The 14,568-nt window shown below is 63.8% G+C and carries 12 protein-coding genes and 6 tRNA genes; 2 read left to right on the top strand and 16 right to left on the bottom strand.

What is annotated here, in order from left to right; all coding sequences use genetic code 11:
* Positions 1 to 109 precede the first annotated feature (109 nt).
* The 5 genes from asd to leuC form a co-directional block, all read right to left on the bottom strand.
* Entirely contained in the window at positions 110 to 1,222 is a 1,113-nt protein-coding gene (gene asd, locus DM373_RS27210) for an aspartate-semialdehyde dehydrogenase (RefSeq protein WP_110996459.1), read from the bottom strand.
* Positions 1,223 to 1,282: 60 nt separating this feature from the next.
* Entirely contained in the window at positions 1,283 to 2,365 is a 1,083-nt protein-coding gene (leuB, locus tag DM373_RS27205; RefSeq protein ID WP_110996458.1) for a 3-isopropylmalate dehydrogenase, read from the bottom strand.
* Positions 2,366 to 2,418: 53 nt separating this feature from the next.
* Complete coding sequence (locus tag DM373_RS27200; RefSeq protein ID WP_110996457.1) at positions 2,419 to 3,183, bottom strand: class I SAM-dependent methyltransferase; 765 nt, start codon at positions 3,181 to 3,183, stop codon at positions 2,419 to 2,421.
* 133 nt (positions 3,184 to 3,316) lie between these two features.
* Positions 3,317 to 3,961 (bottom strand): 3-isopropylmalate dehydratase small subunit, encoded by a 645-nt coding sequence (leuD, locus tag DM373_RS27195; RefSeq protein ID WP_110996456.1) that lies wholly within the window; start codon positions 3,959 to 3,961, stop codon positions 3,317 to 3,319.
* Positions 3,958 to 5,391, bottom strand: a complete 1,434-nt coding sequence (gene leuC, locus DM373_RS27190) for a 3-isopropylmalate dehydratase large subunit (protein WP_110996455.1) — start codon at positions 5,389 to 5,391, stop codon at positions 3,958 to 3,960. Before leuC ends, leuD begins: the two co-directional genes overlap by 4 nt.
* 130 nt (positions 5,392 to 5,521) lie before the next feature.
* On the opposite strand from leuC, the gene DM373_RS27185 reads away from it, so the two are divergent.
* Positions 5,522 to 6,400: a LysR family transcriptional regulator gene (locus DM373_RS27185; protein ID WP_110996454.1), complete on the top strand. Its 879-nt coding sequence runs from the start codon at positions 5,522 to 5,524 to the stop codon at positions 6,398 to 6,400.
* Positions 6,401 to 6,462: 62 nt separating this feature from the next.
* On the top strand, positions 6,463 to 9,759 hold the full coding sequence (locus DM373_RS27180; protein ID WP_110996453.1) for a bifunctional diguanylate cyclase/phosphodiesterase: 3,297 nt from the start codon (positions 6,463 to 6,465) through the stop codon (positions 9,757 to 9,759).
* A 177-nt stretch (positions 9,760 to 9,936) separates the two neighbouring features.
* On the opposite strand, the gene DM373_RS27175 is transcribed toward DM373_RS27180, so the two are convergent.
* From DM373_RS27175 to DM373_RS27125, 11 genes are all read right to left on the bottom strand, one after another.
* Positions 9,937 to 10,380 carry an Hsp20 family protein gene (locus DM373_RS27175; protein ID WP_110996452.1) on the bottom strand — a complete coding sequence of 148 codons (444 nt, stop codon included), beginning with the start codon at positions 10,378 to 10,380 and terminating at the stop codon, positions 9,937 to 9,939.
* Positions 10,381 to 10,581: 201 nt separating this feature from the next.
* Positions 10,582 to 11,553, bottom strand: coding sequence for a tRNA dihydrouridine synthase (locus DM373_RS27170; protein WP_110996451.1), 972 nt, complete (start codon positions 11,551 to 11,553; stop codon positions 10,582 to 10,584).
* A gap of 51 nt (positions 11,554 to 11,604) precedes the next feature.
* On the bottom strand, positions 11,605 to 12,039 hold the full coding sequence (locus tag DM373_RS27165; protein ID WP_110996450.1) for an acyl-CoA thioesterase: 435 nt from the start codon (positions 12,037 to 12,039) through the stop codon (positions 11,605 to 11,607).
* Between the two features lie 44 nt (positions 12,040 to 12,083).
* A complete protein-coding gene (locus DM373_RS27160; RefSeq protein ID WP_110996449.1) occupies positions 12,084 to 12,917 on the bottom strand; it encodes an alpha/beta fold hydrolase in 834 nt (277 codons plus the stop codon).
* A 25-nt stretch (positions 12,918 to 12,942) separates the two neighbouring features.
* Entirely contained in the window at positions 12,943 to 13,482 is a 540-nt protein-coding gene (locus DM373_RS27155; protein ID WP_110996448.1) for a TetR/AcrR family transcriptional regulator, read from the bottom strand.
* Between the two features lie 170 nt (positions 13,483 to 13,652).
* Positions 13,653 to 13,728: transfer RNA gene (locus DM373_RS27150), tRNA-Glu, on the bottom strand.
* A gap of 41 nt (positions 13,729 to 13,769) precedes the next feature.
* Positions 13,770 to 13,845, bottom strand: a tRNA-Ala gene (locus DM373_RS27145).
* Positions 13,846 to 13,911: 66 nt separating this feature from the next.
* Positions 13,912 to 13,987: transfer RNA gene (locus DM373_RS27140), tRNA-Glu, on the bottom strand.
* Between the two features lie 42 nt (positions 13,988 to 14,029).
* Positions 14,030 to 14,105: transfer RNA gene (locus tag DM373_RS27135), tRNA-Ala, on the bottom strand.
* A 53-nt stretch (positions 14,106 to 14,158) separates the two neighbouring features.
* A tRNA-Glu gene (locus tag DM373_RS27130) sits at positions 14,159 to 14,234 on the bottom strand.
* Between the two features lie 71 nt (positions 14,235 to 14,305).
* Positions 14,306 to 14,381 (bottom strand) — tRNA-Ala (locus DM373_RS27125).
* Positions 14,382 to 14,568 lie beyond the last annotated feature (187 nt).

Here is a 14,568-nt window from a genome sequence, read left to right as displayed (position 1 = left end):
AAACTTTCAAAACAAACCAACAAACCAACAACTTACCCTGCCCCCATAAAAAAACCCGCACCACTCTCATGGCACGGGTTCTCTCAAACCACAGATCAACCCAGAACGATCAACGCTCCAGCAAAATCCGCAGCATGCGACGCAGCGGCTCGGCCGCGCCCCACAGCAACTGGTCACCCACAGTGAAGGCCCCCAGATACTGCGACCCCATGTTCAGCTTGCGCAGACGCCCAACCGGAATATTCAGCGTGCCGGTCACCTTGGTAGGGCTCAGCTCCTGCATGCTGATTTCACGCTGGTTCGGCACCAGTTTCACCCAAGGGTTGTGCTGGCTGATCATGCCTTCGATATCGGCCAGCGGCACGTCCTTGTTCAGCTTGATGGTCAGCGCCTGGCTGTGGCAACGCATGGCACCGATGCGCACGCAGATACCGTCGACCGGGATCGGGCTCTTGAAGCGGCCGAGGATCTTGTTGGTCTCGGCCTGGGCCTTCCACTCTTCGCGGCTCTGGCCGTTCGGCAGCTCCTTGTCGATCCACGGGATCAGGCTGCCGGCCAGCGGCACGCCGAAGTTCTCGGTCGGGTAGCCTTCGCCACGCATGGCTTCGGCCACCTTGCGATCGATGTCGAGGATGGCGCTGGCCGGGTTGGCCAGGTCATCGGCCACGGCCGCGTGGGTGGCACCCATCTGCTTGATCAGCTCACGCATGTTCTGCGCGCCGGCACCCGAGGCCGCCTGGTAGGTCATGGCACTCATCCACTCGACCAGGCCGGCTTCGAACAGGCCGCCCAGCCCCATCAGCATCAGGCTGACGGTGCAGTTGCCGCCGATGTAGTTCTTGGTACCGGCATCCAGCTGCTGGTCGATGACCTTGCGGTTGACCGGATCGAGGATGATCACGGCGTCGTCCTGCATGCGCAGCGACGAGGCGGCGTCGATCCAGTAACCCTGCCAGCCCGCTTCACGCAGCTTGGGGAAGACTTCGTTGGTGTAGTCGCCGCCCTGGCAGGTCAGGATGACATCGAGGGTCTTGAGCTCTTCAATGTTGTAGGCGTCCTTCAGCGGGGCAGTTTCCTTGCCCACGTTCGGACCCTGGCCACCCACATTGGAGGTGGTGAAGAACACTGGCTCGATCAGGTCGAAGTCCTGCTCTTCGAGCATCCGCTGCATGAGCACGGAACCGACCATTCCACGCCAACCGATCAGACCTACACGTTTCATCGCAACTACACCTTTGCTAAAAGTGGGCCGCCACCAGGTTTTGGTGGCGGGCCAGAGAGATTACAGATTCCGCAGCGCTGCGACTACTGCGTCGCCCATTTCCTGCGTACCGACTTTGGTGCAACCGGCAGACCAGATGTCACCGGTGCGCAGGCCCTGGTCCAGGACCAGGCTGACCGCCTGCTCGATGGCCTCGGCCGCCGCCTGCTGATTGAAGCTGTAGCGCAGCATCATCGACACCGAGAGGATGGTCGCCAGCGGGTTGGCGATGCCCTGCCCGGCGATGTCCGGCGCCGAACCGTGGCACGGCTCGTACATGCCCTTGTTGTTGGCATCCAGCGATGCCGAAGGCAGCATGCCGATAGAACCGGTGAGCATGGAAGCTTCATCCGACAGGATGTCGCCGAACATGTTGTCGGTGACCATCACGTCGAACTGCTTGGGCGCGCGCACCAGTTGCATGGCGGCGTTGTCGACGTACATGTGGCTCAGCTCGACATCCGGATAACCCTTGGCCACGTCCTCGACCACTTCACGCCACAGCTGGCTGGAAGCCAGGACGTTGGCCTTGTCCACCGAGCACAGCTTCTTGCCACGCACGCGGGCCATGTCGAAACCGACGCGGGCGATGCGGCGCACTTCGCTTTCGCTGTATGGCAGGGTGTCGTAGGCCTGGCGCTCGCCGCCCTCCAGCTCGCGCTGGCCGCGCGGGGCACCGAAGTAGATGCCGCCGGTCAGCTCGCGGACGATGAGGATGTCCAGGCCGGAGACGATTTCCGGCTTGAGCGACGAGGCATCGGCCAGTTGCGGGTAGAGGATGGCCGGGCGCAGGTTGGCGAACAGGCCCAGTTGCGAACGGATCTTCAGCAAGCCGCGCTCAGGGCGGATGTCACGCTCGATCTTGTCCCACTTCGGGCCACCCACGGCGCCCAGCAGCACGGCGTCGGCCTGGCGTGCACGCTCCAGGGTCTCGTCGGCCAGCGGCACACCGTGCTTGTCGATGGCGGCGCCGCCGATCACGTCATGGGCGAGGCTGAAGCCGAGCTGGAACTTGTCGTTGGCCAGCTCCAGCACCTTGACCGCCTCGGCCATGATTTCCGGGCCGATGCCATCACCTGGGAGAATCAGAATCTGCTTGCTCATGCTTTCCTCTATCCATCAAAGCGACGCGGCCGCCTCGGCCCCGTCGTGAATAATCAGCGTTCGGCCCAGAGTACCAGCACATCGGTGCTGAACGAGCCATCGGCCTCAATCTGGTAATACTGCCGCACTTCCTCGCCCATGGCTTGCTGCAACTGGCGGATGGCCACGCGCAGCGGGTCGGGGGTACGCATGCGCTCGACCCAGGAATGCCATTCCAGGCGCAGGCGCTGGCGAGTGTGGCTGCGCACATGCAGGCCGGCCTCGCTGACCTGGCGCTGCCATTCGGCGGCGCTGTAGTCGCGTACGTGACTGGTGTCGCGCAGCACTTCGACCGTCTGCAGGTAGGTATCGAGCAGCGGGCTGCCTGGCGACATGACATCGATGAAGGCCGCCACCCCGCCTGGCTTCAACACCCGGCGCACTTCGCGCAGGGCCAGGCCCAGGTCGCTCCAGTGGTGCGCCGAATAACGGCTGAACACATGGTCGAAGCTGGCATCGGCGAACGGCAGACGTTCGGCGGCGCCGCGCGCGGTGGTGATATTGCCCAAGCCGCGTTCGGCTGCCGCAGCGGCCACCACATCGAGCATCGACTGCGAGAGGTCGTAGGCCACCACTTCACCGACCAGCGGTGCGACGTGGAAACTGACATGGCCGGCACCGCAGCCCAGGTCCAGCACGCGGGCATGGCCCTGCCCCGCCAGCTCGGCCTGCAACAGGGCGAATTCGCTGCCCTGGGCGTGCACGGTGCTGCTCAGGTAAGCGCTGGCCTGTTCGCCGAATTGGCGCTGGACTACATCGGTGTGGGTGGTGCTGGACATAGCTAAATCCTTTGGGTTTTTTGTTGCTTGTTCCGACCTCTTCGCGGGGCAAGCCCGCTCCTACACAGGTATCACCTCTGCCTGTAGGAGCGGGCTTGACCCGCGAAGAAGCCAGTACTACTAGCTACAAACTTCAGGCATCACGGAACAGCCAAGGCTGGCTGGCGCGGTGCTTGCCCTCGAATGCCTTGATCGCGTCGCTGTCCTGCAGGGTCAGGCCGATGTCGTCGAGGCCATTGAGCAGGCAGTGCTTGCGAAACGCATCGATCTCGAACTTCAGCACCTTGCCATCCGGGCGGGTCACCGCCTGGGCATCGAGGTCGATGGTCAGCTGGTAGCCTGGATTGGCCTCGACCTGCTTGAACAGCTCGTCAACTTCAGCGGCATCGAGAATGATCGGCAGCAGGCCGTTCTTGAAGCTGTTGTTGAAGAAGATGTCGGCAAAGCTCGGCGCGATCACGCTGCGGAAACCGTACTCGTCCAGCGCCCATGGCGCGTGCTCGCGGCTGGAGCCACAACCGAAGTTCTCACGCGCCAGCAGCACGCTGGCACCCTGGTAGCGCTGGTGGTTGAGCACGAACTCCTGGTTGACCGGGCGTTTGCTGTTGTCCTGGTAGGGCTGGCCCACATCCAGGTAGCGCCACTCGTCGAACAGGTTGGGGCCAAAGCCGGTGCGCTTGATCGACTTCAGGAACTGCTTGGGGATGATCTGGTCGGTGTCGACGTTGGCACGGTCCAACGGCGCGACGAGGCCAGTGTGCTGGGTAAAGGCTTTCATGCTGCGCTCCCTTGGATCAACTCGCGGACATCGATGAAGTGGCCGGTCACCGCGGCGGCGGCGGCCATGGCCGGGCTGACCAGGTGGGTACGACCACCGGCGCCCTGGCGGCCTTCGAAGTTGCGGTTGGAGGTGGACGCGCAGTGCTCGCCGCTCTCCAGGCGGTCCGGGTTCATCGCCAGGCACATCGAGCAGCCAGGTTCACGCCATTCGAAGCCGGCTTCGAGGAAGATCTTGTCCAGGCCTTCACGCTCGGCCTGGGCCTTGACCAGGCCCGAACCCGGCACGACGATGGCCTGCTTGACGCTGGAAGCGACCTTGCGCCCCTTGGCGATTTCGGCCGCGGCGCGCAGGTCTTCGATGCGCGAGTTGGTGCACGAGCCGATGAACACGCGATCCAGCTGGATATCGGTGATCGCCTGGTTGGCACTGAGCCCCATGTACTTCAAGGCACGCTCGATCGAGCCACGCTTGATCAGGTCGGCCTCGGCGGCCGGGTCCGGCACGCGCTGATCGACGGCCAGGACCATCTCGGGCGAGGTGCCCCAGCTGACTTGTGGTTTGATCTGCGCGGCATCCAGCTCGACCACGGTGTCGAACACGGCGTCGTCATCCGACACCAGGTCTTTCCATGATTCGACCGCTTGCTTCCATTGCTCGCCTTTCGGTGCGTACGGGCGGCCTTCGACATAGGCGACGGTGGTCGCATCGGTGGCCACCAGGCCCACACGGGCGCCAGCCTCGATGGACATGTTGCAGATGGTCATGCGGCCTTCCATCGACAGTTCGCGGATGGCGCTGCCGGCGAACTCCATGGCATGGCCGTTGCCACCGGCGGTGCCGATCTTGCCGATCACGGCCAGGACGATGTCCTTGGCGGTGACGCCGGCAGGCAATTGGCCCTCGACGCGCACCAGCATGTTCTTCATTTTCTTGGCGACCAGGCACTGGGTGGCGAGCACGTGCTCGACCTCGGAGGTACCGATGCCATGGGCCAGGGCACCGAAGGCGCCGTGGGTGGAGGTGTGCGAGTCGCCGCAGACCACGGTCATGCCCGGCAAGGTCGCGCCCTGCTCGGGGCTGATGACGTGGACGATGCCCTGGCGTTCGTCGTTCATCTTGAATTCGACGATGCCATATTCGTCACAGTTCTCATCGAGGGTCTGCACCTGCAGGCGCGACACCTGGTCGACGATGGCCTCGATACCGCCCTTGCGCTCTGGCGTGGTCGGCACGTTGTGGTCGGGCGTGGCGATGTTGGCATCGATGCGCCACGGCTTGCGATTGGCCAGGCGCAGGCCTTCGAAGGCCTGGGGCGACGTCACTTCGTGGATGATGTGGCGGTCGATGTAGATCAAGGACGAGCCGTCATCGCGGCGCTTGACCTCATGGGCTTCCCAGAGTTTGTCGTAGAGCGTTTTGCCAGCCATCAGACTGTTCCTCATCAGCGTCTTTCTATGCCAAAGACCCCTTGGCTTGTACGGACGATGCTATGGCGATAGATTGAATAACTCAAATTCATAATTTTCATGCTTTGCATAACCATCAGGAATCTGAATCGTGGACCTGGCCAACCTCAGCGCTTTTATCGCGATTGCCGAAACCGGCAGCTTCTCTGGCGCGGGTGAACGCCTGTTCCTGACCCAGCCAGCCATCAGCAAACGCATCGCCGGGCTCGAGCAGCAACTGGACGTACGCCTGTTCGACCGGCTGGGGCGGGAAGTGAGCCTGACCGAAGCCGGCCGCGCCCTGCTGCCCCGTGCCTATCAGATCCTCAACGTGCTCGATGATACCCGCCGCGCGCTGACCAACCTGACCGGGGAGGTGAGCGGTCGCCTGACCCTGGCCACCAGCCACCACATTGGCCTGCACCGCTTGCCACCGGTGCTGCGGGCGTTCACCCGGCAACACCCGGCAGTGGCGCTGGATATCCAGTTCATGGATTCAGAAGCCGCCTACGATGAAATCCTCCATGGCCGCGCCGAAATTGCCGTGATTACCCTGGCTCCCGAGCCGCATCACCTGGTCAGGGCAACCCCGGTCTGGGAGGACGCCCTGGACTTCGTCGCCGCGCCCGAACACCCGCTGGCCAGCAGCGGCCAGGTCAGCCTGGCCGACGTGGCCAGGCACCCGGCGGTTTTCCCCGGCGGCAACACCTTCACCCATCACATCGTCCAGCGCCTGTTCGAAAGCCAGGGCCTGACGCCGAACATCGCCATGAGCACCAACTACCTGGAAACCATCAAGATGATGGTTTCCATCGGCCTGGCGTGGAGTGTGCTGCCGCGTACTATGCTGGATGAGCAGGTGGCGTCCATCGCCCTGCCCGGCGTACAGCTGTCGCGCCAGCTAGGCTACATTCTGCACACCGAACGCACGCTATCGAACGCGGCCAGGGCCTTCATGGCCCTGCTCGACAGCCACGCGGGGCCCGCCTGACCGGTCGTCAGTACGGCAGTACACTTCTCAAGGATGCGACATCCGCCAAAGGTCTGGTACCGATGCCCAAATCAGCAAACCGCTTTCCGCGCCTGCCGCGCATCCCTGCGGTCGACCCCCAGGAATCGGAGCAGGCCTGGCAGAATGCCCCGCAACTGCTGGCCGCACTCAACGGCGCGAACCTGGGCGCCTGGCTATGGGATATCGAGAGCGGTCGGGTCAGCTGGTCACGGGGCACCCAGGCGCTGTTCGGTTTCGACCCCCAGCGCCCGCTGCCCAACGATGTCGACTACCTCGACCTGCTGCCCGATGAAGACCGTGCCCGCACGCGCCAGGCGTTCCAGGCCGTGGTCAATGGCGAACCCATCGAGCAGGCCATGCGCCACCGCATCCGCTGGCCGGACGGCAGCGTGCACTGGCTGGAGATCAACGGCAGCCTGACCCACGACGTCCACGGCCGACGCCAGATGATCGGGGTAATCCGCGAAATCACCCGCCAGCGCGAACGGGAAACCGCACTGATCAATTCGGAAAAGCGCTTCGCCACCCTCTTCCACCTCAGCCCCAACGCCATCCTGCTCACCCGCCGCCACGACGGCCTGATCATCGAGGTCAACCAGCACTTCGAAGACATGTTCGGCTGGCCCGGCGCCCATGTGGTCGGCAAGACCAGCGTCGAGCTGGGCCTGTGGGTCAACCCTGAGCAGCGCCACCAGGTGCTGGAGGCCACCCGCGCCGGCAGTGGCCCGCTGACCATGGAGGTGCAGTTCCGCGCCACCAGCGGCAAGGTCCACGATGGCATTCTCTGCACCCAGGGCATCGAACTGGAAGGCATCACCTACCTGATCAGTACCTTCGTCGACACCACCGAGCGCAAACGCGCCGAGCAGGCGCTCAAGGACAGCCAGGAGCGCCTCGACCTGGCGCTGGACTCGGCCCAGCTGGGCACCTGGGACTGGCACATTCCCAGCGGCATGCTCTATGGTTCGGCCCGCGCCGCCCAGTTGCACGGGCTCGACCCGGTGCCGTTCCACGAATCCTTCGATGCGTTCTTCGAAGGGGTGCCCGAACACGAACGCAACTCCATGCGCCAGGCTTACCGCAGCCTGCGCGAAGGGCCGGCCGGCAACTACCAGATCACCTACCAGGTGCAGCTGGATAACGGCGCCACGCGCTTTATCGAAAGCCGCGCGCGGCTGTACCGTGACGAGCAGGGCAAACCGCTGCGCATGGCCGGCACCCTGCTGGACATCACCGACCAGGTAGAGCGCGAGCAACGCCTCACGGCTTCGGAAGAAAAATTCGCCAGCCTGTTCCAGGTCAGCCCGGACCCGATCTGCGTGACCCGCCAGGACACCGGCCAGTTCATCGAGATCAACCCGGCCTTCAGCCAGACCTTCGGCTGGAGCGCCGAGCAGGTGCTGGGCCGTACCGCCGAGCAGTTGGGCCTGTGGGCCGAGTCGGCCGAGCGCGCCCAGCGCATCGAACGGGTGATCCGCGACCAGGCCCTGAGCAATGTGGCGATCGGGGTCAACCACCGCAACGGCGGGCCATTGACCTGCGTCATCTCCAGCCGCCTGATCAGCGTCGACGGCCAGGCCTGCAGCGTCACCACCCTGCGCGACATCACCCAGCAGCAGCGCGCCGAGGCGGCGCTCAAGGCCAGCGAGGAGAAATTCGCCAAGGCGTTCCATTCCAGCCCCGACGCCATCACCATCACCGAACGGCGCAGCGGCCGCTACCTGGAAGTAAACGATGGGTTCTGCCGGCTGACCGGCTATAGCGCCAGCGAGGTGGTCGGCCGCACGGTCTATGAACTGGGCATCTGGGCCGACGACAAGCAACGCAGCGCCCTGCTCGCCGAGCTGAAAGCACGAGGCCGGGTCCATCACCGCGAGATGCTCGGGCGCAACAAGCGCGGCGACATTCTCACCGTGGAAGTGTCGGTGGAGCCGATCAGCCTCAACGAAGTCGACTGCCTGTTGCTCACCGCACGGGATGTCAGCCTGCTGAAAAACGCCCAGGCGCAGATTCGCCACCTGGCCTACCACGACCCGCTGACCAACCTGCCCAACCGCGCCCTGCTGATGGACCGCCTGAGCCAGCAGATTGCCCTGCTCAAGCGCCACAACCTGCGCGGCGCTTTGCTGTTCCTCGACCTCGACCATTTCAAGCACATCAACGATTCGCTCGGCCACCCGGTGGGCGACGCCGTGCTGAAGATCATCACGGCCCGCCTGGAAGCCAGCGTGCGCCTCGAGGACACCGTGGCGCGCCTGGGCGGCGACGAGTTCGTGGTATTGCTCAGCGGCCTGGAAGGCAGCCGCGAACTGGTGGAAAGCAAGGTCCGCGAGCTGGCCGACACCCTGCGCGAACTGCTGGCCGAACCCATGTCGCTGGATGGCCAGCGCCTGCAGGTGACACCCAGCATCGGCGTGGCGCTGATCCCGGACCACGGCGCCACTCCCGCCGACCTGCTCAAACGCGCCGACATCGCCCTGTACCGGGCCAAGGATTCCGGGCGCAATACCACCCAGTTGTTCCACACCACCATGCAGAAGGCCGCCAGCGAGCGTCTGCGCATGGAGAACGACTTGCGCCTGGCGCTGGCCCGCGGCGAGCTGGCACTGCATTTCCAGCCTCAAGTCGATGCCCGTGACAATCACATCGTCGGCGCCGAAGTACTGTTGCGCTGGCACCATCCGCAACTGGGCCAGCAGCCGCCTTCACAGTTCATCCAGGTGCTCGAGGAAAGCGGACTGATCCTGGAAGTGGGCAGCTGGATCCTCGATGAAGCCTGCGACGCCTGCGCGCGCATGCTCGAGGACGGCCTGATCGACGCCGACGACTTCAGCCTGTGCGTCAACATCAGCCCCCGGCAGTTCCGCCAGAACGACTTTGTCGCACGGGTGCTGCGCAGCCTCGACGACTACCGCCTGCCACGGCACATGCTCAAGCTGGAGATCACCGAGGGCATCGTCATCCAGAACCTGGAAGACACCATCGGCAAGATGCGCGAGCTCAAACGCTATGGCGTCAGCTTCGCCATGGACGACTTTGGCACGGGCTACTCGTCACTCACCTACCTCAAGCGCTTGCCGGTGGATGCACTGAAGATCGACCAGACCTTCGTGCGCGACGCGCCGATTGACCCGAATGACGCAGAGATCGTCCGCGCCATCGTCGCCATGGCGCGCAGCCTGGGCTTGGCGGTTATCGCCGAAGGTGTCGAGCTGACCGAGCAACTGGAGTTTCTGGAAAGGCTTGGCTGCCACCTGTACCAGGGCTACCTGCACAGCCGGCCACTGCCGCTGCCGGAATTCCGGCAGATGCTGCTGGAGGCGCCGGCGGATTATTGAGGGGTGAACCTGTGGTTCATCGAACGCCGTGGGAGCGGGCTTGCCCCGCGATTGCGATGTTGGAACTCTTACCGCAATCGCGGGGCAAGCCCGCTCCCACGGGACCTATTTATTGCACTAAACAGCGCACAGCAAAAAGGGCACCCGAAGGTGCCCTTTCGTTCATCCCGTCCGAACTCAGTTCAGCGCAGGCTTGTCGCCATTGATCGGGATGCGCTTGGCCTTGGCTTCTTCCGGCACCACGCGCAGCAGTTCGATGCTGAGCAGGCCGTTGGCCAGGCCGGCGCCCTTGACCTCGATGTGGTCGGCCAGGCGGAACGACAGCTTGAAGGCGCGCTGGGCGATGCCCTGATGCAGGAAGGTGACGCCTTCGTTGCCGTTATCGCGTTTGCCACCGGACACGGTCAGGACGCCTTTTTCGACCTGCAGGTCGAGGTCCTGTTCCTGGAAGCCGGCGGCGGCAACCACGATGCGATAGTGGTCTTCACCATGCTTTTCCACGTTGTAGGGCGGGTAGCTGCTACCGGCCTCATTGCGTGCTGCAGCTTCGAACAGGTCGTTGAAACGGTCGAAACCGACGGAGTTGCGGAAAAGGGGTGCGAGAGAGAAAGCGGTGGTCATGGTCATAAACTCCTGAGATTCAGCAAGTAAGTCACTACGCGACCCGACTTCGGCATCGCGTACTCAAAGAGATATGGCCGGGCAAAACGCTTTCAAGGGCCCTTCAGAAAATTTTTGCTAACGTGCAAACGCAATCGCGGGGCAAGCCCGCTCCCACGAGGGATAAACGTGGGAGCGGGCTTGCCCCGCGATAGAGACGGATCAGGCGACGCAAGCTTCGGCAAATGACGCCTGATACCCCAACAAGTCACTGATCCGCTGGCAATCATCCTCACGCCGCAGCTCGGCGAACAGCAGCACCGCCTCCGGATAGCCCCGAGTCAGCATCGCCAGCCACTGTTTCATGCGCCCCGGCGCATAGCGCGGCGACAGCTTGGCCTGCGCCTGACGCCAGAACTCGCGCAGCAGCGGCAGCAGCTCGTCCCAGCTCATCGGCTGGTAATCACGGCCATCGCGGGCGGCTGCAATCTGCAGGGCCAGGTCCGGGCGCGACACCAGGCCGCGACCGAGCATGATGTCCTCGGCGCCGCTCACTTCGCGGCAGCGTCGCCAGTCGTCGACGGTCCAGATCTCGCCATTGGCGAACACCGGCACCTGGACCACGTCCTGTACCCGCGCCACCCACTCCCAGTGGGCCGGCGGCTTGTAGCCCTCGACCTTGGTCCGCGCATGCACCACCAGGTGCGCCGAGCCGCCTTCGGCCAACGCCGTGGCGCACTCCAGCGCGCCATCCGGGCTGTCGAAGCCCAAGCGCATCTTGGAGGTCACCGGAATATGCGCCGGCACGGCGCGGCGTACCTCACGCACGATGGCATGCAGCAACTCCGGCTCCTTTAGCAGCACCGCCCCGCCACGCGACTTGTTGACGGTCTTGGCCGGGCAGCCAAAGTTCAGGTCGATCACCGGCGCCCCCAGCTCACAGGCCAGCGCCGCGTTCTCGGCCAGGCACACCGGGTCCGAGCCGAGCAGTTGCACACGCATCGGCACGCCGGCCGCGGTGCGCGCGCCCTGGCGCAGTTCAGGGGCCAGCTTGTCGAACGAGGATTCCGGCAACAGGCGGTCGCAGACGCGGATGAACTCGGTGACGCACCAATCGATGCCACCCACCCGGGTCAGGACGTCGCGCAGGATGTTGTCGACCAGCCCCTCCATCGGGGCCAGGGCAATTTGCATGTGAGGGTCTCAGGGCGCAAAAGGCGGCAGTCTAGCAAAAACCGCCGCTTTTCAGTTGCCGATCAGCGCCGCGCCGTAGCCGTCAAGGAACTCCGCCGGCATGCGCCTGGGTTTGCCAGTGGACAGCTCGATGCAGGCGAAGGTGGTGTGTGCGCGCAGCAGGGTGACGCCGTCGCTCGGGCGCTTGAGCTGGAAACGCCGGGTCATGCGCAGGCGCTGGTCCCAGTCGACGATCCAGGTGGCCAGTTGCAGCTCGTCATCTTCGTAAGCGGCCGCGAGGTAGTCGATCTCGTGGCGCACCACGGCCATGGCCCGGTCCAGGCGACGGTATTCGGCCAGGTCCAGCCCCAGCCGCTGGGAATGGCGCCAGGCGCAACGTTCGAGCCAAGTGACATAGACCGCATTGTTGGCGTGGCCGAGGCCATCGATGTCCTCATTGCCGACGCGAAGGTCGATGGTGAATGGTGCCGCCAGATCCCAGTTCATGCCCGCTCCTGGTTGTTCGTGAACGGGCAGAGTGTAACGGATGCTCAGGCGCTTTGTCGGGCGCGCTCATTGGTGCGCGCCAGCAGTTCGAGCACCGCTTCACCCAGCCGCGGGTCGGCTAGCACGCGCATGTGGCCACCCTCTTCGAGCAAAAGCAGGCGGCTGTCGAACCAGGCCTTGTGAATGACCTGCGATTCACCAGCCGGCACCAGCACATCATCACTGGCATGCACCACCAGGCCCGGCAGGTCCAGTTGATAACCGGTAACATCCAGACGCGCAATCTGCACGCCGATATCACGCTCGACCTGGCGAATGAAGGCCGCCCTGGCCCGCGCCGGCAACCCCAGATGCCGGGCGAAGCCGCGCATCACCCCCAGCAACCGGGCTGGCGCGGCAATGCTCACGGCCGCTTCGGCACGCAACCCCCACTGCAGCGCCAGCAACACGCTGGCGCCCCCCATGGAATGGCCAATCACCGCGCGCAGCGGCGGCAGCTCGGCCGCGGCCTCCAGCAAGGCCCGGGCGAACAGCACCACATGGGCCTGATGCCCTGGCGAGCGCCCATGGCCCGGGCCCTCCAGCGACACCACGGTATGCCCGGCAGCGACCAGGGTTTCGATCAGTGCGGCGAACTGGGTTGGCCGCCCTTCCCAACCGTGCATCAGCAACACGGTCGGCCCTTGCCCCCAGCGCAGCGCCGACAGCCCGAAGCGCAAGGTGATGCGCTCGGCGCGAGCCAGCAGCGGCAGCTCCCAGTCCCTCGGTGGCAGGGTGCGTGGGCTCATGAAGGCGCGGCGCATCTTGCCGGCGACGTGTTCAGGGGCCAGGTGGCCGAGGGTGCCGTTGACACCACGAATCCAGCTCAGGGTATTCATCGCCATGCTCCAGGAATGAACGTGCTCAGATCACCGCCGATTTGGCGGCACGCAGGATGCGATCGGACAACTCGCCTGTGCCCAGGGCACGCGCCACTGCCAGGCCACCCACCATCAGGGCGAAATCGGCCAAGGCCTTGTCCATGTCTTCGGGGCGGTCGACCATCTGCGCGGTCATCAATTCGATGTGCTCGACCAGTACTTCACGGAAAGCCTCTGGCAGGCGCTGCATTTCGCTGAGTGCATTGGGTAGCGGGCAGGCCGCCACTTCTGCGTCACGGTGCTTGCGCGAAAGATAGAAAGCGGCAACCAGCGCACGGCGGCCAGCACCGTCCAGGCTCGGGTCGACCCCGGCGAGCAAGGCCCGGCGCTCGGCCAGCAGCTGGCTGAAGGCCTCCAGCATGAGCTCATCCTTGCTGTCGAAATGGGCGTAGAAGCCACCCACGGTCAGCCCGGCGGCGCCCATGACCTGGCTCACACTGGGCTCGGCCGGCCCGTGCTGGATCAACGCGCCGCGCGCCGCTTCAAGAATGCGTTCGCGTGTCTTGCTCTTCTTGTCGCTCATGGCCCACCTCAAAATATTATGATCGACATATTATGCCCATCATATTTTAAGGCAAGCAAAATCTGCGGCGAGTGACTGGCCGACAGCGAATTCTCAGGAAGCAGAAAAAACAAAAGGCCCATTCAATAATCGAATGAGCCTTATAAGTCCCGCAAAACGCGGGTAAAAAATGGCGTCCCCTAGGGGACTCGAACCCCTGTTACCGCCGTGAAAGGGCGGTGTCCTAGGCCACTAGACGAAGGGGACGTAACCTTCGTGCCGATGCGTTTTCACGAACCGCGGCGAATTGGTGGAGCTAAGCGGGATCGAACCGCTGACCTCCTGCATGCCATGCAGGCGCTCTCCCAGCTGAGCTATAGCCCCGAGGTAAAACAAAAGGCTCACGCAAAGATGATGAGCCTTTCAACTCCCGCAAAACGCGGGTAAAAGTGGCGTCCCCTAGGGGACTCGAACCCCTGTTACCGCCGTGAAAGGGCGGTGTCCTAGGCCACTAGACGAAGGGGACGTAACCTTCGTGCCGATCCGTTTTCACGAACCGCGGCAAAATTGGTGGAGCTAAGCGGGATCGAACCGCTGACCTCCTGCATGCCATGCAGGCGCTCTCCCAGCTGAGCTATAGCCCCGGATTTCTAGCCTCTCGGCCCAGCGACATGATTAAACATCGCTTGTGCAAAACTGGCGTCCCCTAGGGGACTCGAACCCCTGTTACCGCCGTGAAAGGGCGGTGTCCTAGGCCACTAGACGAAGGGGACGAACCTTCTTACCTTCAAGACCCGGTTGCTGGACCCGGTCTTGCTTACCGGCATTGCCGTTAAGCGGAATTTGGTGGAGCTAAGCGGGATCGAACCGCTGACCTCCTGCATGCCATGCAGGCGCTCTCCCAGCTGAGCTATAGCCCCACAATGTCGCTTTGAACCGAACCGCTGGCTGGGTGCCTGGCGTTTCGTTTTCGTTCATCGCTGTGGACGGGGCGCATATTAAGTTCCGATTGCAGGGCTGTCAAACGAATTTTTGAAATTATTCAAAAAATTTTTCACAGATAACAATCACTTACCGCCCTGCCCTGCCCTTCGATGCAAACAAGGT

This window comes from Pseudomonas sichuanensis, assembly GCF_003231305.1.
GTDB classification, from domain to species: Bacteria; Pseudomonadota; Gammaproteobacteria; order Pseudomonadales; family Pseudomonadaceae; genus Aquipseudomonas; species Aquipseudomonas sichuanensis.
This window is presented reverse-complemented; position numbering and strand designations above follow the sequence as displayed.